We start from the raw sequence: 24,664 nt of genomic DNA, 5'->3' as shown, positions 1-24,664 counted from the left end.
TCTATGGAACAGCTTCCTTCCTTTTCCAGCCAAGGTGCGGTAAATACTACCGCACCCGCTACAACACAAACAGTTCAAACACCTACACAACCGTTGCCTGTAGGTCAAAGCCTTGCTCAAGTTAGCACGGCACTTGCAGGCATCATCGTTCTTATTATTGTTGCTATGTGGTTATTTCGCCGTTTTGGCTTTAGCCGAGGTTCATTTAAAGGAACAACAGCACAACTTAGCGTCAAAGCAAGTTGTTCATTAGGTGCGAAAGAACGTGTGGTGGTGGTTGAAATAGAACAGGAATGGCTCGTATTAGGGGTAACTGCATCGCAGGTAAATCTGCTGCATAAATTACCCGTTCCTGATAAAGCCTCGCAGGAAGCGACCTCATCACCAACATCACCCTTGTTTACTCAAATATTACAAAAAACGCTAAAGCGAGATAAAGGCAACTCATAATGCATCAGTGTGTCACTTTTTTTAACGCATTAAAGCGTTGGCGTCTCTTCGCTAGTGTGCTGGTTTTACTCTTGTTACCTACCAGTGCGTTTGCCCAATTTCCGGGTATTATTACACAGCCTTTACCGGGTGGAGGTCAAAGTTGGTCACTGCCAGTACAAACCTTAATCTTCATTACAGCATTAGGCTTTATTCCTGCTGTTTTGCTGATGATGACAAGTTTTACCCGTATTATTATTGTCCTTGGATTATTACGTAATGCTTTAGGTACACCTTCTGCCCCGCCAAACCAAGTAGTTCTTGGTTTAGCATTATTTATGACATTTTTCATTATGGCACCCGTTTTTGATAAAATTTATCAAGATGCCTATATGCCATTTACTGAAGATCAAATTACCTTTGAGCAAGCCTTAGAAAATGGTTCAAAACCTCTACGTCAGTTTATGATGCAACAAACTCGTGAAACTGACTTGGCTCTGTTTGCTCGTCTTGCCGATGCACCTGCATTTGAAACTCGCGAAAGTGTACCTATGCGTATTTTGGTACCTGCATATATTACCAGTGAACTAAAAACCGCTTTTCAAATCGGTTTTATGATTTTTATTCCTTTTCTTATTATCGACTTAGTTGTCGCCAGTGTGTTGATGGCGCTAGGTATGATGATGGTGCCACCAGCCACAGTTTCATTGCCATTTAAACTGATGCTTTTTGTTTTAGTCGATGGCTGGCAATTAATACTAGGCTCGCTTGCACAAAGCTTTTTTAATTAGCGCAGAGGTAACCCCATGACACCAGAATCCGTCTTAGCACTAGGTACTGAAGCGATGAAAATCGCTTTATCACTAGCAGGCCCTCTTTTATTGTCCGCTCTGGTAACGGGTCTTGTGATCAGTATGCTTCAAGCTGCAACACAAATAAACGAAATGACATTATCGTTTATTCCAAAAATTCTTGCTGTATTAGTCGCTATTTTAGTTGCGGGTCCTTGGATGTTAAGTTTACTTGTCGATTATATGCATAACCTATTTACAGGCATTCCAGGGATGATTGGTTAATAGCAATGATAACCCTGACCAGTGAAATGCTTAGCGGCTACATTAGTGATTTTTTCTGGCCATTTGTGCGAATACTCGCCCTTTTTAGCACCGCACCGCTATTTAGTGAAAAACAAACACCTAAAAAATTTCGTATTGCACTCGCTTTTTTAATTACTGCATTAGTCGCACCAGGCTTACCGCAAAGTCATGTGCCTTTATTCTCGCTTATTGCCTTTTGGGTACTGTTACAACAAATTTTGATTGGCACCATTCTCGGGTTATCAATGCAGTTGGCGTTCGCTTCTGTTCGTCATGCTGGTGAAGTGATTGGTTTACAGATGGGGCTTTCATTCGCTACCTTTGTCGATCCATCAGGTGGCCCTAACATGCCTATTCTGGCACGTATTTTTAATATGCTAACAATGCTATTATTTATGGTCTTCGACGGTCATTTATGGCTATTATCTATATTAGTTGATACATTCTATGTTGTTCCTATTGGAAATCAGACCTTTAACTCATTAGGCATATTAACTTTAGTTCAAAGTGGTGGGACTATATTTATCAACGGTATGATGTTAGCCATGCCATTAATCACTCTACTTTTAGTGCTCAACCTTTCATTAGGTATTTTAAACCGTATGACACCACAGCTTTCTGTTTTTGTGGTCGGTTTCCCACTAACATTAACCATTGGTATGCTAGCGCTATCAATGATCATGCCCGCTCTTCCTGTCTTTACTGAGCGTGTCTTTAGCGATACATTTAATCGCATCACCTTAATACTACAGCAGCTGGTTTCTTGACATAAGACTGATTAAAAATACATACGATGGGCCTTTTCAATAATAAAATTGACAAAAGGCACTTTTATTAAACATTAACATTATTATTGACAACACATTCATACTTGAATTAATGAGAATATTTATTTCATATAAAGCCATATATTAAATTTTCATAGACAATAATAATTCGCTATAAAATAATTTATTTATTAGTTATTTAATTAAAAAGAATAAAAATAAAAGCCATACCTATTTCTACATTTTTTTATTTTCATACTCTCGTATAACATGACAATAAAAATCCTCCCAGTTTTTATCTAGCGTTTGTAATATGAAATATAATGTTTCAATATTAACACTCGTCTCTGCATTTTCATATCTTGATATTTGTTGCTGACTGACATTCAATAGTAGCCCTAATTGCTCACCTGACAATGATTTATTTATACGCGCTTTTTTTATATACTTCCCGATTATTTTACGTAATGGTTCGTTACAATGCTTTCTCATATTAATAACCTATTCTTTTATATATCATTGAATAAAATTTATAGAAAATAAAAATATAATCATTCTAATTTAGAAAACCTAACATTTCTAAATTTTCACTTAAAATACAATTTTATATATTTATAATTATTTATTATTAGAAAAATAAATTTTTTACAATATAAATTTATAAATATTCACTGTAAATACGCTATTATCAATCAATAACTCAACGCTTGATAGGATACATCTATTAATCTATCAAAATAGATCGTTATACACTATTAAAAATAGTTAAAAAAACTTATTTATCAAATAGATAATTAAATACAGAAGAGAAAATTATCCTTTTTTCATAAATATTAGCTTTACTTAATCTTTAATGACTTATTTTTAAACAAAACTTAAAGAATAATAACTAATTTTATATCGAATTAATGAATAAAATATATATCAAGAATAAAATAAAAATAATATCCATTGACTTATCCGAATGAATTATAATTGATCATCCTTAAAAGAACGTCTTTATTAGATATTCTTTTTCCTTTTTAAATCAATAATGTAAATTAAAAAAAGAAAATCATATTATGACGAGTGATAAATTAACTTATATAGTTTATACACACAACGACTCCTGTTAGGATTTATCTTAATTGAAGTTTAATAACGATATTACTTTCAAAGTTGGAATGTTAAAACAAAAAAACAAATAACATACGTAAAATAAGATGATAAGAAATCGAGTTTATTCTGCAAGGAATATCCACACAAAAAGGCAGGATATAAAATTAGATGTGGTAAAATCACATTAGATAACTGGATAAAGCAAAGGAATTTAAAAAACAATGACGAGGTACATCTCATATTTTGTCGTTTATAAATAAAATAATTACTATGTTATCTAGACTTACTGTTAATATCATTTCAATGGGAAAGGCCTTGATGCTAATTTATTATAAAAAGTAGTTTCACAATATTTCATATTGCCAAAAATATTGGCGTCAAGCTAATTATGATTGATACCTTTATAAAAAATATAAAACGGCTTTATCATGGTTTTGAAGTTTCATCAGCAAAACACTTTATTTCTAATATTAAAAAAATGAACTTATCAATTGTATTCAATAAACAATAAAAAAAACCCCCTGATAAATCAATATCAGGGGAGATATCAAAATGTCGCGAAACAGTACGATAAAAATTAGCGATACATCTTGAACATCGACATCTCTTTCATGTCGTTAAAAACTTTATAAGAAGCCTGTAAGACAGACTCTTCTTGATAATAATCAGAAATTGCTTGTGTCCAATCTAAGTCACGCAACTCGCTTAAACGTTTTGCATTTCTTAAAGAGGTATCTGCCCCCAAATCATCTAAATTATCAAGCTCTTGAAGTTGTAAACCTAATTTGGCTTCTACACTAGAAATGTTATTTAAAGTTGCACGGTTAACACGGTTTGCAGCATCAATTTTATCTAATGCTGCATCACGATCTGCTTGTGGTTTACCTGTTAAAGGTTCACGTAACGCTGTAATAGCATTATCAAGTGCATTAAAAATATCAGGCTCTGTCCCTTTACCACCTGAAGATTGTAATGTTTCAATTCCAGTGAAGTTGGTCGTCATTTCAATATTGCTATCTACTTTTTGGGTAATTTGCTTGTCGCCACCTTGATAGGTGATTTTACCCGTTGCATCAGCAACAAAAGGCGGTTTATCTGATTGGAAACCGGCAAAAATATAACGCCCCACACCATCTTTTGTATTACCAATACCCACTAATTGATCTTTTAAACCTTGTAATTGATCAGCAAGAGATGAACGGTCTTCATCACTAAGCGTGGCGTCATTACCCGCAGCAACCAGTGTTTCTTGAATTTTGGTGGTGATATTCACCATTTGACTCGCTAAACTCATTTGCAATGACATGCTGTTTTTTGCAAATCCGCGCGCTGTTGCATACTGTTGGTTACGTGATTCAGATTGTTTCACCATTACCGCTTGAGAAGCCGCCATGGGATCATCTGAAGGCTTTTCAACGCGACGACCACTTGAAATTTTATTTCCTTCAGTCATCCATTTGCTTTGCGAGCCAGTGATATTATCCACACGCTGACTAAAAATTTGATTTGAACTTAAACGCACCGTGTTATTCCTTATTCTGATGAAGGGTTACTTAGAAAACTTGCATAATCGCATCAAACATACTGTTTGCAGTTTGAATAACTTTCGCATTTGCCATGTAGTATTCTTGAATGCGATACATCTCACCGTACTCTTCATCCAAGTTCACACCAGAAACAGACTGCTGTTGTTCGACAATACTTTTAGTGATAGAAACCTGAGCATCAAAATCAACTTGCGCGGTATTCACTTTATTACCCACCATACTGATCAGTGAGCCATAACCACCTGCAATCGTTGTTTTACCATCAATCACTTTTTGGTCTGGTAAATCAAACAATTTTTTCATGTTTTCGTTATCACTTGGTGCCGTTGTTCCATCCGCGTTTAGCGAGCCAGCTGCCGCTATCTTGCTTGGATCAGTCACTGCAACTTCCATACCAGCAATAACATTACCGACAGATTGAACAATAATAGAATCTTCTTTTTGTGCTGTACCATTGATTTTGATACTCATGCCTTCGAATTCTAATTCGCCCGTTGCGCTTACTTTTGCATTAACTTTACGACCGCCCGGCTCTACCGTAACATCCCACTTACTACCATCATATTTAACAGTATAATCAGCCGCTTTCACTGCTTTGGTATCGGTATATTTGACATCAAAGGTAGCGTCACCTTTATTCTTACCGTTAGGCATAACATGAGCGCCACCAAGTTCGAAGAACTTCTCACCGTTTTTACCATCTAAATCAAAACCTTGCTCATGCTGCTTATTAAATTGATCACCTAATACTAACGCTAATTGATTTAATTGGTTACGGCTTGGATCTAACACTTCTTCACGGCTACGATACGCGCCGCCAAGTTCGCCACCTTTAATACGTTTTGCATCTACTTCGCGAACTTCATCAATGCCATTACTATAACCAAGAACAAGACGTTCACTATTTTTATTAGATGGAATAGCAGAAACTTCATAAGAGCGAGTACCAGATACTAATGGCAGACCATTAGCAAACGTGACGTTAACAAAACCACCATCTTGTTGAGTCACTTGAACATCAACCAGTGTGTTTAACTCTTGAATTAAACGATCACGTTGGTCTAATAAGTCGTTAGGATCAGCGCCATTGAAGCCTTTAGAACGACTAATTTCGTTATTTAGTTTTGCGATCTGTTTTGTATATTCATTGATATTTTTAGAGGTATTTGTCACCTGACTATTAATATCTTTTTCTAAATCACGCAATGATTGGTCTGCTTTAGCAAACATATTCACCATGGCTTCCGCTTTACCAATTACCGTTGTACGCGCAGGGTTGTCTTCGGCATTATTGGTTACGTTTGGTAAGCTAGTAAAAAATTCGTCAATCGCACTGGAAACGTCATTTCCTTTATCTGCTAACAAATCATTGATTTGTGAGATATTTTTGGTATAGCTATTAAGTGCGCTTTGTTTTGACATTGCACGGTTCATTTGACCGGCAAGAAATTCGTTATACTCACGATGAATACGGCTAACATTAACACCATTACCGATATAACCATTACCGGTCATTGTGCCGCTGTTTTCATTAAAAACAGTCATTTGACGGTTGTACCATTTTACATTTTGGTTAGCGATGTTATTACTCACAGTGCTCATCGCAGCTTGTGCCGCATTAAGTCCGCTCATCGCTGTATTAATTAAACTGTTGGACATTTGTCTATCCTTTTACGTTTAGTCATCACCCGTATGCACGGAGCATAGCTGGCAAGTTGGAATGAATGCTCTGGTCTTTATTATCGGTACTTCCCCTCTAAACTTGAGGGGAAAGCATTAAAATAGATCGCTTAAATCGTGAGTATAAGTTTTAGCAACTTGCTCACCGCTTCCTTTTAATTGGCCAATGATTGAAACCAGTTTTTTCGCATAACCTGGATCGGTGGCATAACCCGCTTCTTGGATGCGATAAGCAGCTTGTTCTGGGGTTTGAGCTTGAGGCACTTTTGCGTAACGAGGACTTTCAGTAATCAATCGGAGATAATCTTGAATGGCTTCAACATAAGAGCCATAAACGCGGAAATTATCCCGCATTTTAATTGACTTACCGTCAATCACTTCAGTTGTCATGATATTTGTGACAGGCCCTTTCCAGCGACTTCCTGCTTTAATACCAAACAGGTTATAACTTGGTTTACCATCACCCGTTAGGATCTCACGTTTTCCCCAGCCTGATTCAAGCGCGGCTTGAGCAACAACTAAAAGATGGTGTACACCCGTGCCTTCTGTCGCTTGTTTAGCAGGCCCTAACAATTTTGATGCAAAAGAAGCACTGCTTTCAGATAACCCTTTAAGCTTACCAATCGTACTTTCAATTGCATTTTGATAAGGCTGCATTGCACGATAAATTTGCCCCAAAGCTTGTGTTGGCATGGATTGAAAAATATCACTGCCATCTAATGGCATTGGTGTTTTACCCGCCATTTCACTTGGGTCCATCGTGACTTTGGCAGAAAGTTGTTTTTCTATCATGTCAGCAAAGCCCAAGCCTTTTTGTGATAGGTCTTGAGCGATTTGTTGATCATAAAGTGAGGTGTACATCTTGGTACTTTCTGAATTAAACATGCTCTCTTGAGGTATTGCATCGCGCATGCTCTTTAACATCATTTGAACAAAAACACCTTCAAGTTGTTGCGCCACTTGGCGCAACCCTTGCTGATCAGCATTTTGTCCAACCTGATATTTAAGTTTATTCAATGCATTGCTGTCATATGCCGGAGTAGAAACGTTCGGCATTGAAGAAAGCAGAGATAAATCTTTCATCAGATAATCTCCAATCTCGCACGTAAGCAACCCGCGCTTTCCATTGCCTGCAATATCGACATTAAATCAGTTGGTGTTGCACCTAATGCATTTAATGTACGAACCACTTCGTTTAGGCTTGCGCTTGCATTCACTTGCTGTAATGAGCCACCTTGTTCACTCATATTCACGCTAGTATTCCGTGTTACAACAGTGCTACCACCCGCAAATGGGGTATTAGGTTGGCTTACATTGACTTGGCTATCAACCGTAACGGAAAGGTTGCCTTGTGCAATCGCACAACTTCCTAATGTCACATCACGATTCATCACAACTGAACCCGTTCTGGCATTAATGATCACTTTCGCATCAGCAACAACACGTTTAATTTCAAGGTTCTGAACTTCAGCCAAGAAACGGACTTGTTCGCTTTTACCAATAGGAACACGTAATTGAACGGTACGAGCATCTAAAGGAATAGCCGTTCCCACACCACGTAATTTATTAACGGTATCAGAGATATGTTGTGCCAATGTGAAGTTTTCTTCATTTAGTTGTAGATTTAGCAGACCTGTTTGGCCAAATTGCGAAGGCAACTCACGTTCAATGATAGCGCCACTACTAATGCGCCCACCCGCTAGCTGGTTAACTTTAACACTATTACCCCCCGCAGATGCGCCTGCTCCTCCGACAACAATATTGCCTTGTGCTAAAGCATAAATCTGATTATCAACACCTTTTAATGGTGTCATCAGCAACGTACCACCACGTAAGCTTTTGGCATTACCTAAGGATGAAACAACGACGTCGATTGATTGCCCTGTACGACCAAAAGGCGGTAATTTTGCTGTTACCATCACCGCAGCAACGTTTTTCAATTGCATATTGGTGCCGGGTGGTACTGTGATCCCCAATTGTGAGAGCATGTTATTCAGACTTTGTGTGGTAAACGGGGTTTGCATTGTTTGGTCACCCGTTCCATCTAATCCCACGACCAAACCATAACCAATCAGCGCATTTTCTCTTACCCCTTCAACAGAGGTGAGATCTCTGATCCGTTCGGCATGAGCGGAAAAACCGACACATGTCATCACGATAAAGAAAAGGCTCATCGCTATTTTTTTCATCTGGACCCTACTCATTAAAAAGGTGATACATTTAAGAAGAAGCGTTGTAGCCATCCCATAGATTGAGCTTCATTGATATAACCGTCTCCGATATATTCAATACGAGCATCAGCAACTTGGGTTGAATTTACGGTATTGGAACCACTAATTGTTCTTGGATTCACCACACCTGAAAAACGGATAAATTCAGTACCTTGATTGATAGCAATTTGCTTTTCACCAATAACGTGCAGGTTACCATTGGCAAGAAGCTGATCGACGGTAACAGTAATGGTGCCTTTAAAGGTATTGTTCGCATTTGCGCCACCTTTACCGCCAAAGTCACTGTTTCCTTCCATTCCCATATCAGCGCGATTATTACCAAACAACCCTTCTAAGAATCTTGGGGTGATCGAAGCAAGGAACCCAGCTTTACCATTACGGCTTGCATTAGCAGATGAGTTTTTGCTTGCACTGACATTTTCTTGCAACGTGATCGTCAGCGTGTCACCTATATTTCGAGGGCGTCTATCTTCAAATAAAGGTTGATAGCCAAAATAAACAGGCTGAGTTGCCTGAAAAATAGAGCCATTTGGTGCAGGTGCTGTTGGTGCCGTTGGAACCGCCGTTGTGTTACCTTCTACCAACGGTTTTTTCGGTATATGTGCGCATCCCGCCAGTGTCAGTACCAACAGGGCGGTACCTAAACGTTGATGACGACGCCATCTGACACTAAGCTTTCTTGCCCCAGAATTGTCAGTAATGACCTTTGTATCCATCTTCGATACTCTTTTAGTAATATGCCTGACAGGAAACCCTGTCAGGCTAATGAACAAACGAAATTAGAGTTGCGTTAGTTTCTGTAACATCTGATCAGATGTTGAAATTGCTTTACTGTTAATTTCATAAGCACGTTGAGTCTGGATCATATTGACCAACTCTTCAGCTACATTAACGTTAGAGGTTTCAACATATCCCTGATACAACAAGCCTGCGCCGTTGATACCTGGAGCATTTTCAGTCGGTGCGCCAGAACTTGCGGTTTCTAAGTACAAGTTTTCACCGACACTTTCTAATCCGCTGTCATTAATAAAGGTTGTTAGCGTCAATTGCCCCACTTGTTGTGGTGCTGGTGAACCTTCAATTTCAACACTAACAGTACCATCACGACCAATCATGACCTTTTTCGCCGTTTCAGGCAGAATAATTGCTGGAACGACTTGGAAACCACTGGTTGTCACTAATTGTCCATTTTGATCCATTTGAAAAGAACCATCACGGGTATAAGCGTCTGTGCCATCAGGTAACTGAACATGGAAGAAACCCTGTCCTTTAATTGCCACATCACGAGTACCATTAGTTTGAGCCAAGTTACCTTGACTATGTAAACGCTCAGTAGCAACAGGACGAACCCCCGTACCAATTTGTAAACCTGACGGTGCATTCGTCTGTTCAGAAGTCATCGCCCCCGGTTGACGGATTGTTTGATACAGTAAATCTTCGAAAACCGCACGTTGACGTTTAAAGCCATTGGTGCTGACGTTCGCGAGGTTGTTGGAAATCACATCCATGTTTGTCTGTTGTGCATCCAACCCAGTTTTAGCAATCCATAAAGAACGGATCATGGTTTTCCCCTTACACTATTTAACTCAGTGATAGCAATTGGTTAGCTCGTTGCGCATTATCGTCAGCGCTATGAATAACCTTCATTTGCATTTCAAAACGTCTTGCGTTTGCTATCATATCGACCATGGCTTCTGCTGGATTAACATTACTGCCTTCTAACACACCAGCTAACACCTTCACGCTATCATCCGCAGGTAATTCCTCACCTGCACGTGCAACGCCGTTCGGTGATAAATGGAATAAACCATCATCGCCACGAACTAAATCGTTTTGCTCTGGTTTTACCATTTTCAAACGACCAATCTGACCCAACATTTTTGGCGGATCAGTCGGTACGTGCGCAGTCACAATACCGTTATTGGCAATACTGACATCTGCTTGAGGAGGTACTTCAATCGCACCGTTATCCCCCATTAACAAACGCCCTTGTACCATCAACATGCCGTCAGCGTTACGTTGGATATTCCCGTTTCGGGTATAGGCTTCAGTACCATCTTCAAGTTGAACCGCTAAATAGCCGTTATCACTTAACGCAACGTCCATTGATCTGCCGGTATAGTTCATCGTTCCTTGACTCTGATCGCTACCAGGCGTTGAGGCTACCGTTAATGTACGAGTTGGTAAGGTATCGCCATTGACAGGTACGGCTCGCATTGCACTAAGCTGCGCTTTGAATCCCGGCGTTGATGCGTTTGCTAAGTTGTTCGCCACGACAGCTTGATTTTCCATCGAGTGTCTGGCGCCGCCCATCGCGGTATAAATCACATGATCCATAACAGATTATTTCCGGCGTTATTAGCGCAAGCTAACCAGAGTCTGCAGGATCTGATCCTGAGTCTTAATGGTTTGTGCGTTTGATTGATAGTTACGTTGAGCAACGATCATATTGACTAACTCTTGGCTCATATCCACGTTAGACGCTTCTAATGCGTTATTGGTTAATTTGCCGAATACACCAGAGCCAGCAACACCGACGATTGGCGAACCTGAACCGTTAGTTTCAGACCACATGTTGTCGCCTTGTGAGCTTAAGCCGCCAGCGTTTGCAAAGTTAGCTAATGCGATTTGGCCAACAACTTGGCTTTGTTGGTTTGAGTAAGTCGCCATAATAGAGCCGTCTTGCTCAATACGGAAGTTGGTGAATTCACCTGCTTGATAACCGTTTTGTGCCAGTTTAGAAACACTTGATTCGGCTACTTTTTGTTGAGTACTGCCTGTAAAGTTCATCGCCATATCCATGGTTTCTGAACCTTTATAAGACACAGTAGTGAAATTTTTAATGCTAGTTGCCGTTTCGTCTAGTACACCATTATTTTTATAAACTAACTTACCTAGATTTTGAGCTGGCTCACCTGTTGTAGAGTCTTGAGCATGAACTTCCCATTCATTATCTTTTGTTTTCACAAAGAATAAGTTCAAGTTATGTTCATTACCTAAGCTATCATAAGTTGTTACGTTAGTACTGAAGTTATAAGAGTCATTATCTTTAGGATTAAACGCATGAGTCGTTTGGTCAATTGGCTCTTCAGCTGAGTTCAAGTTAACCGTCATATCCACTTTATCGGTTGCACTTGCATTCATCATATCCGTAGGAATAACGATAGGTGTTGGCGTTGCCCCTTTTTGAACCACGTTTTTACCATCAACGCTTTGTACTGGATAACCTGTTACACGCATACCTTGCATGTTAGTCAGAAAACCATTTTTATCTTTACCAAATTCACCATTACGTGAATAGAAAACGCCGCCGTTTTGATCTTCAATACGGAAAAAACCACCACCAGAAATCGCCACGTCTGTTGGACGGTTAGTGGTTGTGATACTACCGTCTTTAAAGTTTTGGCTAATACCCGCCACTTTAACCCCCAGACCTGCACCTGAACCAGCGAATACGTCTGCAAAAGAAACGCTTGCGCCTTTAAAACCGTAGGTTGCGGAGTTAGAAATATTATTACCGATAGTATCTAAGTTAGCGGCTGCTGCGTTTAAACCACTTACTGCTTGTGAAAAGGACATGCGCCCTCCAAGTTGAATATGTGTTAGTTAAAGAACCTGACGAATTTCATCCAATGAAACGGTATTACCTAAGCCAACATCAAGGCGGGCACCACCATCCACCATGGACACACTATTCACCAGCGCATAATTCAGTGTCTTAACAGGGACCTGAGCATCATTAAGCGTGGCGTTAACGGTAAATTTATAACTGCCTGTTGGAACAGGATTGTCATCTTCATCAGTACAATCCCAAGAGAAGTTATAAACATCCGGTAGCATCTTTTTGTCCATTTGGATTGTACGAACGGTAACACCACTCGCATTGGTGATGTTTATCGTAAGAGAATCGGTTGGACTGAGTAATTCAAAACCAAAAGGTGTTGAAAAAAGGTGTTCATCGCTAGGCGTAGTTGGGTCAGTACCTTCTGATTTATACGTTCCCATTTGCTGGCGCGTTTTTTCATTTTGAGTATCAGGTGTTGGAATTGTGTCATCCCCGTTACCAGGTTTTTCAGTCTCACCTTTACCGTCAGTTGGCTGAAAGACAACAATTTTATTCCCAGAGACCATGACACCATGGCCAACTAAGGAAGATGCTCGCAATGCCTGACTTTGATCAATCTGACCAACAATGTTGTTCACTGTTTTATTCAGTGTTTCGATACCTTCAACGGTCGAAATTTGAGCTAACTGGGAGGTTAACTCATTATTTTGCATTGGATTTGTTGGGTCTTGGTTTTTCATCTGAGTGATGAGTAGTGTTAGGAAATTCCCTTTGATATCCTCACTACCACTTTTTTTCGTATGGTACGAAGAAGGTGCATCCCCGATAATGGTATTATCATAAGGTTCATTCATTGAGGCGGAAATACCCACAATTTATTCTCCCTATTGGCCTATCATCAGTGTTTTTTGCATCAGTGATTTGGCTGTGTTCATCACTTCGACGTTAGCTTGGTAGCTTCTTGATGCAGAAATGGTGTTAATCATTTCACCCACAACATCAACATTCGGCATACGGACATACCCTTTTTCATCGGCAAAAGGGTGTCCCGGCTGATATTCCATACGAAATGGAGCAGGATCATCCACCACTTCAGTGACACGAACACCACCAACTTCTTGGCCAGCAGGTGCGTTGACCTGAAAAACAACCTGTTTGGCACGATAAGGTTCACCATCTGGGCCCGCAACACTGTCGGCATTTGCCATATTGCTAGCGCTTACGTTTAAACGTTGAGATTGCGCTGAAAGTGCTGAACCTGAAATATCAAAAATACTAAATAAAGACATGCTCTTTACCCTACTGTTGCAATACAGCCATCATGCTTTTGACTTGCGAGTTAATAAATGTCACATCAGCCTGATACTTAAGGCTATTGTCAGCAAAATTACTACGTTCCATATCCATATCCACGGTATTACCATCCATCGCCGTTTGATGAGGTACGCGATAGAGTAAGTCTGCTTCTAAGCGATAACCGGGTTTGATCGGGATATGGCGCTCTGATGTCATCGCCAATTGCATGCCATGACTACCAGTACGTCCGTTTTCAATGGTTTTCTTCAATTCAGAAGCAAAATCAATATCACGAGCCTGAAAGCCTGGGGTGTCTGCGTTAGCGATATTCGCAGCGAGAATTTCTTGGCGTTTATTGCGTATTGAGAGCGCTTCTTGTTGAAAATGAAACGTATTTTCTAATTTATCGAGCATCTTCTATCCTTGGTGGCTAAGCCACTTACCTCAGCTGATAAAACAATTTCAGTTGACAGAATAAACGCTCAAAAAAAAGATGATTGGAGGAATAGGCGTAAATTGGATTGCTATTTATGCGTTTAAGGCATGCAAAGTCGCTGTACACTGTTGTTGCTAAATAATGACAAACGCACAATTAGCATCAACTCTGTAAGGTGATACAAACTATGTTAGTTAAAACTCTTATCGGTCTGTTTTCTTTTTTCTTTATGGTGAATGTGAGTATTGCGAAATCACTTCCTGAAGAACTACAAGATTTCTTTGTCGCGCTTCATCAACAAGGCGATAAAGTGACAGTCACAGTTTTAACACCGGAAGAGAAATGGCCAGTGTGTCAAACACAAGCGATCCAACGCCATGCAGGCTCTCGTAATTGGGGGCGGCTTTCGATTCCCATTCAATGTGATAAACAACGTCGTTTTATTCAAGTTGATGTGAGTGTAACGGGTAAATATTTAGTCGCCAAAAAAGACATCAATCGTGATGATGCGATTGAAACGGCATCAGTCAGCATGATAACAGGTGAATTAGAAAAGCAACCTTATGACGTATTACGTGATCCTACGTTAATTAAAAATGCCATTGCTATGCGCCAAATTTCTGCCGGAAAACCTATCACATCGACCATGATCCGTCGCCCTTGGGCTATTTTGGCAGGTCAAACCGTTACTGTTTTTGCACAAGGCGATCATTTTCAAATTCGCTATGAAGGCAAGGCAATCAACAATGCTGTTGCCAATGAAACGATTAGAGTTAGAGTGAAATCAGGCCAAATCGTCATTGGAGAAGCTCTTGAAAATGGCTCTGTTCGCATCCCTCTTTAATAAATAAAAAAGCTGATAAGCAGAATAAGCCCTTATTAAATTGCTTGTTAGCCGTTTCAGTTATGGCAAGCCGAGGTAAACTCTCTTGCGCTACATTTTTTACTCTAAATAATTTAAAGCATCATATGTAGATACTCTAAATAATTTAAGCTGTAGTTAGATAACAATTTAAAGCATCTAATATAGATACTCTAAATAATTCAAGTTGTAGCTAGGCGACAAATGAACGAATCGCTAGGAGCATACATAAGTATGTGACTAGTGTGAGTGAATGCGGTCAACAACGCTACGGCTTGAAGTATGACGAGTATGATGAATATGACGACTAAGATTAAAGTTTTTGATTCAATAGCCGATATAAAGAACCAAGATGATAGGCGAAAACACATAGGTTGTTTTACAATGGCTTCATCTGACTATTAATTGATGCCTAACAAAGGATTTTCCTATGAGTATTGAACGCGCAAATCCACTGCTTCCGATTAACGCAATTGCACAACGTAACCCAAGTGAAATCACTCAGGGCTCACGTAAGTCGGGAACAACTGAACAAAAAGCTACAACAGGTGACACGTCTGTAAAACTAAGTGAAGCGCAGAAAAAACTTGTTCAACCTGGCAATAAAGACATTAACGTTGAGAAAGTTGCTCGCTTAAAAGAAGCAATTGCCAACGGAACATTAACCATGGACAGCGGTAAAATTGCGGATGCTCTTTTCCGTGAAGCTGCTGAAAGCATAACTCAATAATATTTTAATGATTATGATGGAAGAACTCCGCCAGACTTTAGATCTTCAATTATCACAGCTTAATACCATTGCGAGTATTTTACGTGCTGAACAACAGTTATTATGCGCTGGTAATATTGATATCAATGCCCTACACGAAGTAACTGAACAGAAGAATTTTGTCTTGTCGGCTTTAGGTCATACAGACCAACAGCGTCATACGCTAAGCCTACAAGCCGGTGTAGAAAAACCTTATGCAGGGTTGCCATTCTTATCTGATTTATGGACACAGATAATAGACATCACGGCGGAGTTAAGACATCTGAATCAACATAACGGATTACTACTTGATCAACACATCTCTCGTAATAGTGATGCTATCCGTTTTTTGCAGAAGAACCACAGCCCAACCCTTTATGGTTCTGATGGGCAAGCACAACGTTCAATATTAGCTGGGCGAAAAATCCAAGTATAAAATTTAAAGAAAATAACAGTCCTTGCATTATATCAACATAATACAAGGACTATTTTATGCAGCCTATTATTTTTACTTATATAGTAACTATAAAATAAGTATTAAATTAATGTTACACGTTAAATCGATAGTAATAATAAACATGATATTTTTATCATTACTTTTTAATTAAAGTTTATTAAAGATTTTTATGGTTGATATTTTTTATCTATAATAGTTGATGTACCTAATTGAAATTTCGGTTGTCCCTTTAATCCTGCTAGATCTTTTCCTGTTAACGCTATTTTATCTTTTTTATCAAAACTCCCGTACATCCCTTCTAACACAACACTACCTTCCCCATGGATTTTACCATCAATATTTATACGATGCAGAGAGGTAACATCAAGATAGCTTTTATTCAACGTAATGTTATTCATATCTATATAATTAACACGTGATATTAAATAGCTATTGTCGATAATATAATCGTTAAGTAACACCATATCTCCCGCATTAATAAATAAAGCACTATCTTTAACATAAAAAGATGATTTATCAGCACTAAAATAATACGTTGAAATATTTAACTTTGATTTTTTTACATCATCATAAGCTGTTTTATATAAATTTATATCTCTATTTAAATCTATAATTGAACCATTATGGTTACACCACGATCTGACATTTGCATTTAAAGATAAAGTATCAATATGACCATAATTATCAACCGTAGCACTATTCCCTTTTATCATCAAATACCGACTATTTAACGTTGCCTCGGGTTCTATTATCAACCTCCCTTTACTATTATAATTATTTAAATAGTTAAGATTAAATTTATCTAAACCGATATCAAAACGGATATATTCAGCATTAAAATCACCTTTATCCAGTGTTATATCATTAGATATGATATTTATATATTTAGGTGAAACGTCTTTATCATGACGATTGATATGCGTAAGCTTATTTCTAGGTAATTTATTGACAAAAGCAAAATCAACAGGATTATCTGTTATAGTAAATTCCTTAGAAAATTTCCCTACACTGCTACCAGAAATTAACTTAATATCATCAATTCCTGAGAAAGAGCAATCATAACAAGAAATTCCATTAGGGTTAGCTATAATTACTGTCGCCTTTTTTCCTTGTAACTCAAGATCACCATGCAACTCTGAACTTTCGTGAGAAACAACCTCATTAATAATTAATTCTGCTTTATCATTATCTAATGATAAACCATCATTATTAATATTAAAACGGTCGTAATAGATATGTGCTACATTATCTTGATTAGTGTTTATGATTTTAACTTGTGTTTTACCTATATCATCATTCATTGATACTTGTGCATCAGATAATGAATTAGCATTTAAAACAACATCTTGAGTAGCATAACAAGATACTGAAACAAATACAGATAATAATGAAAGAGTAAATAAAGGGATTTTTTTCATAGCCATTTCCTTTGGTTTTAAAGTAATTATTATAATTAATATATAATCCGATTAATTTTAAAAACCATCCACATAAAAACATTCACATAAAATATTTTATAAAAAAACATATATAAATAATTAATATTTAATAAGGATATTATCGCTATTTTTCGGATTAAATTTAATATTCGTACTATTTTGAATAAAAATTTTATCAAGGGGATCAATAAAGAAAATTTCCCCATTGAGTGTTACTCTTTTTTTAGCATCAATAACCATTAAAGAGTTAATATTAAATGATTTACTTTCGAAAGAATGAATGTAATTACGTACATTAGCAGAAATTTTACTCTTCTCTAAACGTAGAGCTCCCTTATTAAAAAAGTTACCTTTAGATAAATTAAAATGAATATTAGTTTTATAAATAGTTAATCTAGAATTTTTTTCATTACTGTATGCCTTAGCATTAAATATGGTATTTTTTTCTGAAAAATCAGTGTTATTATATTTCTTATAGAGATTTTTCAAAATAGAATCAATACGCCAATTTAATATATTTATTTCCCCTAAGTTGATTATTTTCCCCTTTGTATCTATAACTATCTCTCCCACATTAAAAATGCCATTATTTATAAGAACATTATTTCCAGCAGAATAAATAAATTTCTTTGAATTAATAATCGAGCCAAAATCTAATAACAATTTTCCTTTATGATACTTTTAGGGGAATTTATTATACATATGGTAAATCTGTTTACCATTAAATGAACATCCTTGACAATGTATTCCATTAGGATTTGCAATAACGATACTTACAGGGTTGCCATTAATAGATAGGTCACCTTTAAGCATTGTTTTATTTTTAGATGTCACTTCATTTATAATGGTTATTACATCTTGCTCTTTAGCGTTATTAAACACTACACCTTTTTCATCAACATTAAAGTCACTATAATAATTATGTGAAACCCCTTGAATATCATTTGTCTCAATATTAATTACAGCTTTTCCACTTTCATAATTAATAGAAAGTTTTTTTGCTTTATCATCATCTTTAACGATTAACATATCCGAAGAAGCTTGAGAGGAAAAAAATAGTGATATTATAAATAAACCATGATAACAAAAATAAAGTGTTTTTTTTGCTTTCATTACTAAACCTAATTATATTATTCATTAGCAGGGATAATAAGAAGCATTTTATATAATACTTCTTATTAAATTTATTATTTCTAGAAAACAAATATCAGCACATTAACGAAATATATAACTCACCTAAATTAACACCTATATATTTTATATTTAAAATAAAAACGTTATTTTTATATATTAATTATCTAGATATATAAAGAGCACTATCCCCAGACAAACCATCAATATTTAGTTTACTTTTTGTTATATTATAAGAACCTTTATCAAAATAAACCTCACCATAACCATGCTTAATATTAATTTCATTTAAATTAGATTTAAACCCTTCAAAAAAAGAAATTTGTCCATTGTGATTAAATTCATTTTTTGAAAAAAGATGATATGTTTTCAACCCACTAAGTATATTTAATGTATCAATAGATTTATTTAATGTTCCTTCCATAAAAATTTTATTAGAAATAAGATTAATTTTTTGACTAGCGATCCGTTTTAGACCATGAATAGAGACATAATTTTTATCTGATAAAATGAAATCTCTGACACTGTCATTAGTTTTTCCACTAATTAGTGTAAAATCAGTAACTCTGGAGGCAGAACACTGGTTGCATTCAATACCATTAGGATTAGCAATAATTACATGAGCCTTTAGTCCTTCGACTCTAACATTACCATTAATTAAACTCATTTCATTTCCAGTGGCTTCATTAATAATAATATTTGCTTTGGCTTTTCTATTATTAAGAATGATCCCCTCTTTAGGAACATTAAATTTATGGTAAAAATTAAGTGAAATACCATCTTCAAGGTTTGTATCTATATTAATGACATCTTTATTTTTTTCATTATCAAAAGTGAGCGTTGTCTTAGGCGATAAATTATCATTTACAATAATATTCTCACCTGCCAAAACCATTTGTGAATTGAATAAAATAAATAATGGGAAAAGTAATTTTTTATTTTTCATTAATAAATCTCCTATAAAAAAAATTATATTAATGAAATTAATTTTCTTAGATATTATAAATAAAACATCATCTGTAAGGATTAAAACAAGATAGAGATAAAAAAACACGCAACTAATCAAATTAGTCGCGTGTAATAACATGTTCAAAATAAAGATTATTGGTCTATATGACGTCTAATTATTAGTTTAGTGTGGCTGTCCACCAATCATCGACGTCATACGAATACGACGACCTTCACTGATTTCCATATTTGATAATACGGCTAATTGTGGCAGGCTACGACGTAAAAAACGTGACAATAATGAACGTAGCGAATGATTCACTAATAATACTGGCGCACCGCCGGACATCTCTTGATGGCGTACAGCATCTGCCGCTTGTTGTTCAATATTTTCAGCAAGCCCTGGTTCTAATCCACCGCCACTTTGCATCGCTTGAACCAGAATACGCTCTAAGCTTGCATCTAAACCAATCACCTGGATTTCATCTTGATCACCAAACCAATGTTGTGTAATCGCTCGACGAAGTGCAACACGAACCACGGCGGTTAATTCAGCTGGATCTTTTTGTTCTGGTGCATGCTCCGCTAAGGCTTCTAATATAGTTCTCATATCACGAATAGGCACCTGCTCAGACAGTAGGTTTTGCAATACTTTGTGCAATACCGTCAGTGAAAGCATATCTGGGATCATATTTTCTGTCATTTTAGGGAGCTCTTTACTGACCCTATCAAATAACATTTGTGCTTCTTGACGACCAAATAATTCTGATGCGTATTTCGTTAATGCATGATTAAAGTGCGTTGCAATAACAGTACTTGCAGCAACAACGGTATAGCCCTGCACCTGTGCTTGCTCTCTTAAACTGTCATCGATCCAAACTGCCGGTAAACCAAATGCAGGTTCTTGAGTAATATCACCTTCTAAAGAGCCAACAGCATTACCCGGATTGATTGCTAACCAACGCCCCGGATGCGCTTCTCCATGACCAATTTCAACCCCTTTCATTAGAATGCGATAAAAAGAAGGTTTTAATTCCATATTGTCTCGAATATGAACAACGGGAGGGAGATATCCTGTCTCTTGAGCAAACTTTTTACGAATCCCACTAATTCGACCTAACAACTCGCCATTTTGGCGGCTATCTACCATTGGAATTAACCGATACCCCACTTCCATCGCTAATGGATCTTCAAGTTGCACATCTTCCCATGATGCTTCAACAACACGATTTTGTTTTTCAACTTCTTCCATCTCTTTTTGTTGTTGTACTTCAGGGTTAGCATTACGACGTAAGATATACCAACCTAATCCACCTAATGCTGCGGTGAAGAATAGGAAAACAAAGTTAGGCATTCCCGGTACTAAACCTAACAAGCCTAATACCCCAGCTGTTAACATCAGTACACGAGGATTATCAAATAGTTGGGTCACCATTTGTTGCCCAACATCTTCATCTGTTGCAACACGCGTAACGATAACACCTGCTGCTGTTGAGATAATCAATGCTGGGATCTGAGCAACCAGACCATCACCAATGGTTAAAAGGGTATAAGTCGTTGCAGCATCGTTTAATGCCATTCCATGTTGAGCGACACCGACGATAAGACCGCCTACCACGTTAATCACTAGGATCATTAAGCCTGCGATAGCATCACCACGAACAAACTTACTCGCACCATCCATTGAGCCGTAAAAGTCAGATTCTAATGAAACTTCTTTACGACGTTTTTTAGCTTCATCTTCGTTGATAATGCCCGCATTCAGGTCAGCATCGATTGCCATCTGTTTACCCGGCATTCCATCTAACACAAAACGTGCACCCACTTCAGCAATACGTCCTGCACCCTTGGTAATAACCATAAAGTTAATCAAAATAAGGATGATAAAGACCACAATACCGATAGCAAAGTTACCGCCAACAAGGAAATGGCCAAAGGCCTCAACAACGCGCCCTGCGGCTTCTGGCCCTGTATGCCCTTCCATTAAGATGATACGCGTTGAAGCCACGTTTAATGATAAACGTAACAACGTGGTAAACAGCAAAATAGTCGGGAAAGCAGCAAAATCTAAAGTACGCTTTGTAAACATTGCTACTAACAGCACCATAATGGAGAGTGCGATATTAAAGGTAAATAATAAATCCAATAGAAAAGGTGGCAATGGCAATACCATCATTGACAGTATCAACAAGATAAGCACTGGCCCTGCCAGTATCTGCCACTGAGAACTTTTCCAATTTCCCGGCAAGCGGAGTAATGAGGCCAAATTAGCCATGACGATTATCTTCTCCAGCAAAGTCCAGTGCGGGAGGCACTGGCAAGTTCATAGGTTGTTTAGGTTTTAAACCACCTTCGGTTTTCCATCGTTTCAGTTGATAAACCCATGCAAGTACTTCTGCAACCGCAGCATAAAGGGTTGAAGGTATTGCATGGCCTATTTCACTGTGACGATATAACGCCCTAGCAAGCGGCGGCGCTTCTAGAAGCGGAATTCGATTTTCTGCACCAATTTCTTTAATTTTTAACGCAATAGCCCCAGCCCCTTTTGCTAACACTTTAGGGGCTGTCATTTTGTCGTTATATTGCAGTGCGACAGCATAGTGGGTTGGGTTTGTCACAATTACATCTGCATTAGGCACATCTGCCATCATTCGACGACGCGACATCGCATGTTGCTGCTGGCGGATACGCGCTTTAAGTTGCGGATCACCCTCTTGCTGTTTAAATTCGTCTTTAATTTCTTGGCGTGTCATACGTAGTTTTTTCAGATGACTACGGATTTGGAAAATAATGTCGAATGCCACCATCGGGATCAGCATAAAAACCGTAATGTAGACAGCAAAAATTAGCAGTTGCATCGCATTGGCTAGCGCACTAAGCGGTGGAAGCGTGATCAGATGGAGAATATCGTTCCAGTTGTGCCATAAAAACACTGTTGCAGCGATCCCCACAAAGGTTGATTTCAGTATCGCTTTAAACAACTCTGCTAACGCATTCATAGAAAAAATACGTTTTAACCCAGAAATAGGATTCCATTTTTTGGGATCAAACTTAATGGATTTACTACTAAAGTTAATCCCACCTAATAAGGCAGAGCCACCAATTGCTACAAATACTAACCCCAAAAACACGGGTGATAGCGCAAAAACAGCTTGTTTAATCAAGCTACCAAATCGAGGGATCAATAAATTCTCATTACCGATAAGGTGATGATTAAACGTAAACCCTTCTGTTAACATGGCATATAACTCACGAGTGATAAATCCACCACTCATCCACAGCAAACTCACGCCACCCAAGATCATTAAAACGGATGAAAGCTCTTTAGAACGGACAATTTGCCCATCCTTTTTAGCTTTTTCCCGTTTATGGGGTGTGGGTTCCTCTGTTTTTTCGAGATCGCTATCTTCAGCCACAGTCTGTCCGATTTAGGTAATGAGATTAAAAGCATGAATGAAATGACTCTAAGCATGACAAATTCAGAGGAAATTGATGGGTTGAACAATCGCAAATTTACGGGGCTTTTTGGGCTATGACGGCATGCACTGAAAAAAACAACCTAATGATAAAAATGGAGATATGACCAATATTGACGCTGATTATAAGGAAATTAGCAAAATTCACAGTAAAATTGAGTTATTTTACTTTTGATGTTTATTTCAACAACTTCAAAAGCCGCTTAAACAAAGCGGCTTACAGTTTCTTCAATAGCGTGAGCTATTAAAGCATTATTACGTGATTTTTTATCCATAAAATACACCATCCTAAAAGAGCAGAGCATAGAGCGAATGCGTCCTGCATATCTCAACGTCCTTATCGCCCTACAACTCATCACAGGTTAAAAACCTAGACTTTCTAGCAAATCATCAACTTGATCTTGATTTTTGATCACACCAGCGTTGTTTTTATTAACCTGAGGACCATTTAATAAAGAGTCAGTCTCTTTCTTCACATTAGACTTTTCAAGTTGCTCTGGTGGCAGGTTTTCCATTAATACCATCACGAGTTGTTTTTCAATTTCTTGAACGACACTCATCATGCGTTTAATCACCTGACCGGTCAGATCTTGGAAATCCTGTGCCATCATGATTTCCAATAACTGACTGTTAGTAAAAGCCGTACTCTCAGGGATATCCCGCAAATAATTGCGGGTATCGGTTACAAGAGAGCGTACATCTTTCAGCTCTTCTGGCTGTTCGAACCATTGGTCCCAACGTTCAGTAAGCTTAGTCGCATCGGCACTTAACGCATCCTGTTTAGGCTGCGCAGCTTCGACACAATTCAATGTACGCTCAGCTGCCTGAGCGGTCATTTGAGCAACATAGTCCAGTCGTTCCCTAGCGTCAGGGATGGCTTCTGCTGCTTCGGCTATTGCTTTATCCAATCCTAATTCTCGCAAACTGTCGCGTAACATCCGCGTCAATTGTCCGATCCGGCTGATAATATCAGATGTCATTTCAATATTATCTTTCGGCATAATTGGATTCCCACTCATTGCGACTCCTTAGATGCCCAGTTTTTCAAAAATTTTATTTAGTTTTTCTTCAAGAATTGCTGCCGTAAAAGGTTTAACAACATATCCACTTGCACCAGCTTGCGCTGCTGCAATGATATTTTCTTTTTTAGCTTCAGCGGTTACCATCAGTACTGGTGTTGCTGCAAGTCCCGCGTCACTACGAATATTTTTAAGAAGCTCTAGACCATCCATGTTTGGCATGTTCCAGTCTGTAATCACAAAATCAACTGCCGAATTGCGTAATTTAGTTAACGCGTCAGCACCATCTTCTGCTTCTTCTACATTCGTAAATCCTAATTCCTTTAGCAAATTACGAACTATGCGGCGCATTGTTGAAAAATCATCAACCACTAAAAATTTCAGATCCTTACTTGCCATTGAAAACTCCTTCAAAATATATCGGCAAATTACTATGTT

The 24,664-nt window shown here is 37.8% G+C and carries 28 protein-coding genes; 8 read left to right on the top strand and 20 right to left on the bottom strand.

Annotated features, from left to right (window positions below; all coding sequences use genetic code 11):
* Positions 1-3 precede the first annotated feature (3 nt).
* From fliO to fliR, 4 genes are read left to right on the top strand one after another with little or no spacing between them, the layout of a single operon-like run.
* Entirely contained in the window at positions 4-450 is a 447-nt protein-coding gene (gene fliO / locus GWI59_RS09980) for a flagellar biosynthetic protein FliO (protein WP_006533154.1), read from the top strand.
* Entirely contained in the window at positions 450-1,220 is a 771-nt protein-coding gene (gene fliP, locus GWI59_RS09975; RefSeq protein ID WP_006533155.1) for a flagellar type III secretion system pore protein FliP, read from the top strand. Before fliO ends, fliP begins: the two co-directional genes overlap by 1 nt.
* A gap of 15 nt (positions 1,221-1,235) precedes the next feature.
* Positions 1,236-1,505, top strand: a complete 270-nt coding sequence (gene fliQ / locus GWI59_RS09970; protein ID WP_006533156.1) for a flagellar biosynthesis protein FliQ — start codon at positions 1,236-1,238, stop codon at positions 1,503-1,505.
* 5 nt (positions 1,506-1,510) lie between these two features.
* Positions 1,511-2,293, top strand: a complete 783-nt coding sequence (gene fliR, locus GWI59_RS09965; protein ID WP_072063103.1) for a flagellar biosynthetic protein FliR — start codon at positions 1,511-1,513, stop codon at positions 2,291-2,293.
* A 237-nt stretch (positions 2,294-2,530) separates the two neighbouring features.
* Here the strand turns inward: fliR and GWI59_RS09960 are convergent, their stop codons facing one another.
* A complete protein-coding gene (locus GWI59_RS09960; RefSeq protein WP_161671122.1) occupies positions 2,531-2,785 on the bottom strand; it encodes a helix-turn-helix domain-containing protein in 255 nt (84 codons plus the stop codon).
* A gap of 934 nt (positions 2,786-3,719) precedes the next feature.
* Here GWI59_RS09960 and GWI59_RS17705 point away from each other — a divergent pair.
* Positions 3,720-3,902 carry a (5-formylfuran-3-yl)methyl phosphate synthase gene (locus tag GWI59_RS17705; protein WP_115065465.1) on the top strand — a complete coding sequence of 61 codons (183 nt, stop codon included), beginning with the start codon at positions 3,720-3,722 and terminating at the stop codon, positions 3,900-3,902.
* A 66-nt stretch (positions 3,903-3,968) separates the two neighbouring features.
* On the opposite strand, the gene flgL is transcribed toward GWI59_RS17705, so the two are convergent.
* From flgL to flgB, 11 genes are all read right to left on the bottom strand, one after another.
* Positions 3,969-4,913, bottom strand: coding sequence for a flagellar hook-associated protein FlgL (flgL, locus tag GWI59_RS09950; protein WP_072063106.1), 945 nt, complete (start codon positions 4,911-4,913; stop codon positions 3,969-3,971).
* A 31-nt stretch (positions 4,914-4,944) separates the two neighbouring features.
* Positions 4,945-6,597 (bottom strand): flagellar hook-associated protein FlgK, encoded by a 1,653-nt coding sequence (flgK, locus tag GWI59_RS09945; RefSeq protein WP_109400750.1) that lies wholly within the window; start codon positions 6,595-6,597, stop codon positions 4,945-4,947.
* Positions 6,598-6,714: 117 nt separating this feature from the next.
* The gene (gene flgJ / locus GWI59_RS09940) at positions 6,715-7,701 is read right to left on the bottom strand and encodes a flagellar assembly peptidoglycan hydrolase FlgJ (protein ID WP_109400751.1); all 987 of its coding nucleotides are present in this window, start codon (positions 7,699-7,701) and stop codon (positions 6,715-6,717) included.
* The gene (locus GWI59_RS09935; protein ID WP_072063109.1) at positions 7,701-8,807 is read right to left on the bottom strand and encodes a flagellar basal body P-ring protein FlgI; all 1,107 of its coding nucleotides are present in this window, start codon (positions 8,805-8,807) and stop codon (positions 7,701-7,703) included. Before GWI59_RS09935 ends, flgJ begins: the two co-directional genes overlap by 1 nt.
* Before the next feature lie 14 nt (positions 8,808-8,821).
* Complete coding sequence (locus GWI59_RS09930) at positions 8,822-9,565, bottom strand: flagellar basal body L-ring protein FlgH (protein ID WP_006533166.1); 744 nt, start codon at positions 9,563-9,565, stop codon at positions 8,822-8,824.
* Between the two features lie 63 nt (positions 9,566-9,628).
* On the bottom strand, positions 9,629-10,411 hold the full coding sequence (flgG, locus tag GWI59_RS09925; RefSeq protein ID WP_036935743.1) for a flagellar basal-body rod protein FlgG: 783 nt from the start codon (positions 10,409-10,411) through the stop codon (positions 9,629-9,631).
* 19 nt (positions 10,412-10,430) lie between these two features.
* Positions 10,431-11,186, bottom strand: coding sequence for a flagellar basal body rod protein FlgF (locus tag GWI59_RS09920; RefSeq protein ID WP_161724568.1), 756 nt, complete (start codon positions 11,184-11,186; stop codon positions 10,431-10,433).
* A gap of 21 nt (positions 11,187-11,207) precedes the next feature.
* Complete coding sequence (gene flgE, locus GWI59_RS09915; protein WP_006533171.1) at positions 11,208-12,428, bottom strand: flagellar hook protein FlgE; 1,221 nt, start codon at positions 12,426-12,428, stop codon at positions 11,208-11,210.
* A 27-nt stretch (positions 12,429-12,455) separates the two neighbouring features.
* Positions 12,456-13,286, bottom strand: coding sequence for a flagellar hook assembly protein FlgD (locus GWI59_RS09910; RefSeq protein ID WP_115065469.1), 831 nt, complete (start codon positions 13,284-13,286; stop codon positions 12,456-12,458).
* Positions 13,287-13,298: 12 nt separating this feature from the next.
* Positions 13,299-13,703, bottom strand: a complete 405-nt coding sequence (gene flgC / locus GWI59_RS09905; protein ID WP_006533173.1) for a flagellar basal body rod protein FlgC — start codon at positions 13,701-13,703, stop codon at positions 13,299-13,301.
* A gap of 10 nt (positions 13,704-13,713) precedes the next feature.
* Positions 13,714-14,124 (bottom strand): flagellar basal body rod protein FlgB, encoded by a 411-nt coding sequence (gene flgB / locus GWI59_RS09900; protein WP_006533174.1) that lies wholly within the window; start codon positions 14,122-14,124, stop codon positions 13,714-13,716.
* 209 nt (positions 14,125-14,333) lie between these two features.
* Here flgB and flgA point away from each other — a divergent pair, with 209 nt between their 5' ends.
* The 3 genes from flgA (at position 14,334) to GWI59_RS09885 (ending at position 16,192) form a co-directional block, all read left to right on the top strand.
* The gene (flgA, locus tag GWI59_RS09895; RefSeq protein WP_006533175.1) at positions 14,334-14,990 is read left to right on the top strand and encodes a flagellar basal body P-ring formation chaperone FlgA; all 657 of its coding nucleotides are present in this window, start codon (positions 14,334-14,336) and stop codon (positions 14,988-14,990) included.
* 448 nt (positions 14,991-15,438) lie between these two features.
* Positions 15,439-15,738, top strand: a complete 300-nt coding sequence (gene flgM / locus GWI59_RS09890) for a flagellar biosynthesis anti-sigma factor FlgM (protein WP_161671119.1) — start codon at positions 15,439-15,441, stop codon at positions 15,736-15,738.
* A 13-nt stretch (positions 15,739-15,751) separates the two neighbouring features.
* Positions 15,752-16,192, top strand: a complete 441-nt coding sequence (locus GWI59_RS09885; protein WP_161671118.1) for a flagella synthesis protein FlgN — start codon at positions 15,752-15,754, stop codon at positions 16,190-16,192.
* A 188-nt stretch (positions 16,193-16,380) separates the two neighbouring features.
* Here the strand turns inward: GWI59_RS09885 and GWI59_RS09880 are convergent, their stop codons facing one another.
* From GWI59_RS09880 to cheY, 8 genes are all read right to left on the bottom strand, one after another.
* Positions 16,381-17,631, bottom strand: a complete 1,251-nt coding sequence (locus GWI59_RS09880; RefSeq protein ID WP_161671117.1) for a filamentous hemagglutinin N-terminal domain-containing protein — start codon at positions 17,629-17,631, stop codon at positions 16,381-16,383.
* A 120-nt stretch (positions 17,632-17,751) separates the two neighbouring features.
* Positions 17,752-18,315 carry a hypothetical protein gene (locus GWI59_RS09875; RefSeq protein WP_161724566.1) on the bottom strand — a complete coding sequence of 188 codons (564 nt, stop codon included), beginning with the start codon at positions 18,313-18,315 and terminating at the stop codon, positions 17,752-17,754.
* 18 nt (positions 18,316-18,333) lie between these two features.
* Positions 18,334-18,765, bottom strand: a complete 432-nt coding sequence (locus tag GWI59_RS09870) for a two-partner secretion domain-containing protein (protein ID WP_161724563.1) — start codon at positions 18,763-18,765, stop codon at positions 18,334-18,336.
* 181 nt (positions 18,766-18,946) lie between these two features.
* Positions 18,947-19,729 (bottom strand): two-partner secretion domain-containing protein, encoded by a 783-nt coding sequence (locus GWI59_RS09865; RefSeq protein ID WP_237584378.1) that lies wholly within the window; start codon positions 19,727-19,729, stop codon positions 18,947-18,949.
* 186 nt (positions 19,730-19,915) lie between these two features.
* A complete protein-coding gene (flhA, locus tag GWI59_RS09860; protein ID WP_109847277.1) occupies positions 19,916-22,006 on the bottom strand; it encodes a flagellar biosynthesis protein FlhA in 2,091 nt (696 codons plus the stop codon).
* The gene (gene flhB / locus GWI59_RS09855; RefSeq protein WP_072063119.1) at positions 21,999-23,147 is read right to left on the bottom strand and encodes a flagellar biosynthesis protein FlhB; all 1,149 of its coding nucleotides are present in this window, start codon (positions 23,145-23,147) and stop codon (positions 21,999-22,001) included. The genes flhA and flhB overlap by 8 nt, the downstream gene beginning before the upstream one ends.
* A gap of 422 nt (positions 23,148-23,569) precedes the next feature.
* A complete protein-coding gene (cheZ, locus tag GWI59_RS09850; RefSeq protein ID WP_023581808.1) occupies positions 23,570-24,226 on the bottom strand; it encodes a protein phosphatase CheZ in 657 nt (218 codons plus the stop codon).
* 9 nt (positions 24,227-24,235) lie between these two features.
* Positions 24,236-24,625: a chemotaxis response regulator CheY gene (gene cheY / locus GWI59_RS09845; protein ID WP_161671115.1), complete on the bottom strand. Its 390-nt coding sequence runs from the start codon at positions 24,623-24,625 to the stop codon at positions 24,236-24,238.
* Positions 24,626-24,664 lie beyond the last annotated feature (39 nt).

It is taken from the genome of Proteus sp. G2673 (assembly GCF_009915125.1).
In the GTDB taxonomy this organism is placed as follows: domain Bacteria; phylum Pseudomonadota; class Gammaproteobacteria; order Enterobacterales; family Enterobacteriaceae; genus Proteus; species Proteus penneri.
The sequence above is the reverse complement of the archived record's forward strand: the minus strand, read 5'-3'. Positions and strand labels throughout refer to the sequence as shown.

Coding starts and splice junctions, on each gene's coding strand:
- fliO (WP_006533154.1), top strand. CDS start 4: ATGGAACAGCTTCCTTCCTTTTCCAGCCAAGGTGCGGTAAATACTACC.
- fliP (WP_006533155.1), top strand. CDS start 450: ATGCATCAGTGTGTCACTTTTTTTAACGCATTAAAGCGTTGGCGTCTC.
- fliQ (WP_006533156.1), top strand. CDS start 1,236: ATGACACCAGAATCCGTCTTAGCACTAGGTACTGAAGCGATGAAAATC.
- fliR (WP_072063103.1), top strand. CDS start 1,511: ATGATAACCCTGACCAGTGAAATGCTTAGCGGCTACATTAGTGATTTT.
- GWI59_RS09960 (WP_161671122.1), bottom strand. CDS start 2,785: ATGAGAAAGCATTGTAACGAACCATTACGTAAAATAATCGGGAAGTAT.
- flgK (WP_109400750.1), bottom strand. CDS start 6,597: ATGTCCAACAGTTTAATTAATACAGCGATGAGCGGACTTAATGCGGCA.
- flgJ (WP_109400751.1), bottom strand. CDS start 7,701: ATGAAAGATTTATCTCTGCTTTCTTCAATGCCGAACGTTTCTACTCCG.
- GWI59_RS09935 (WP_072063109.1), bottom strand. CDS start 8,807: ATGAAAAAAATAGCGATGAGCCTTTTCTTTATCGTGATGACATGTGTC.
- GWI59_RS09930 (WP_006533166.1), bottom strand. CDS start 9,565: ATGGATACAAAGGTCATTACTGACAATTCTGGGGCAAGAAAGCTTAGT.
- flgG (WP_036935743.1), bottom strand. CDS start 10,411: ATGATCCGTTCTTTATGGATTGCTAAAACTGGGTTGGATGCACAACAG.
- GWI59_RS09920 (WP_161724568.1), bottom strand. CDS start 11,186: ATGGATCATGTGATTTATACCGCGATGGGCGGCGCCAGACACTCGATG.
- flgE (WP_006533171.1), bottom strand. CDS start 12,428: ATGTCCTTTTCACAAGCAGTAAGTGGTTTAAACGCAGCAGCCGCTAAC.
- flgC (WP_006533173.1), bottom strand. CDS start 13,703: ATGTCTTTATTTAGTATTTTTGATATTTCAGGTTCAGCACTTTCAGCG.
- flgB (WP_006533174.1), bottom strand. CDS start 14,124: ATGCTCGATAAATTAGAAAATACGTTTCATTTTCAACAAGAAGCGCTC.
- flgA (WP_006533175.1), top strand. CDS start 14,334: ATGTTAGTTAAAACTCTTATCGGTCTGTTTTCTTTTTTCTTTATGGTG.
- flgM (WP_161671119.1), top strand. CDS start 15,439: ATGAGTATTGAACGCGCAAATCCACTGCTTCCGATTAACGCAATTGCA.
- GWI59_RS09885 (WP_161671118.1), top strand. CDS start 15,752: ATGATGGAAGAACTCCGCCAGACTTTAGATCTTCAATTATCACAGCTT.
- GWI59_RS09880 (WP_161671117.1), bottom strand. CDS start 17,631: ATGAAAAAAATCCCTTTATTTACTCTTTCATTATTATCTGTATTTGTT.
- GWI59_RS09870 (WP_161724563.1), bottom strand. CDS start 18,765: ATGAAAGCAAAAAAAACACTTTATTTTTGTTATCATGGTTTATTTATA.
- GWI59_RS09865 (WP_237584378.1), bottom strand. CDS start 19,729: ATGAAAAATAAAAAATTACTTTTCCCATTATTTATTTTATTCAATTCA.
- flhA (WP_109847277.1), bottom strand. CDS start 22,006: ATGGCTAATTTGGCCTCATTACTCCGCTTGCCGGGAAATTGGAAAAGT.
- cheZ (WP_023581808.1), bottom strand. CDS start 24,226: ATGAGTGGGAATCCAATTATGCCGAAAGATAATATTGAAATGACATCT.
- cheY (WP_161671115.1), bottom strand. CDS start 24,625: ATGGCAAGTAAGGATCTGAAATTTTTAGTGGTTGATGATTTTTCAACA.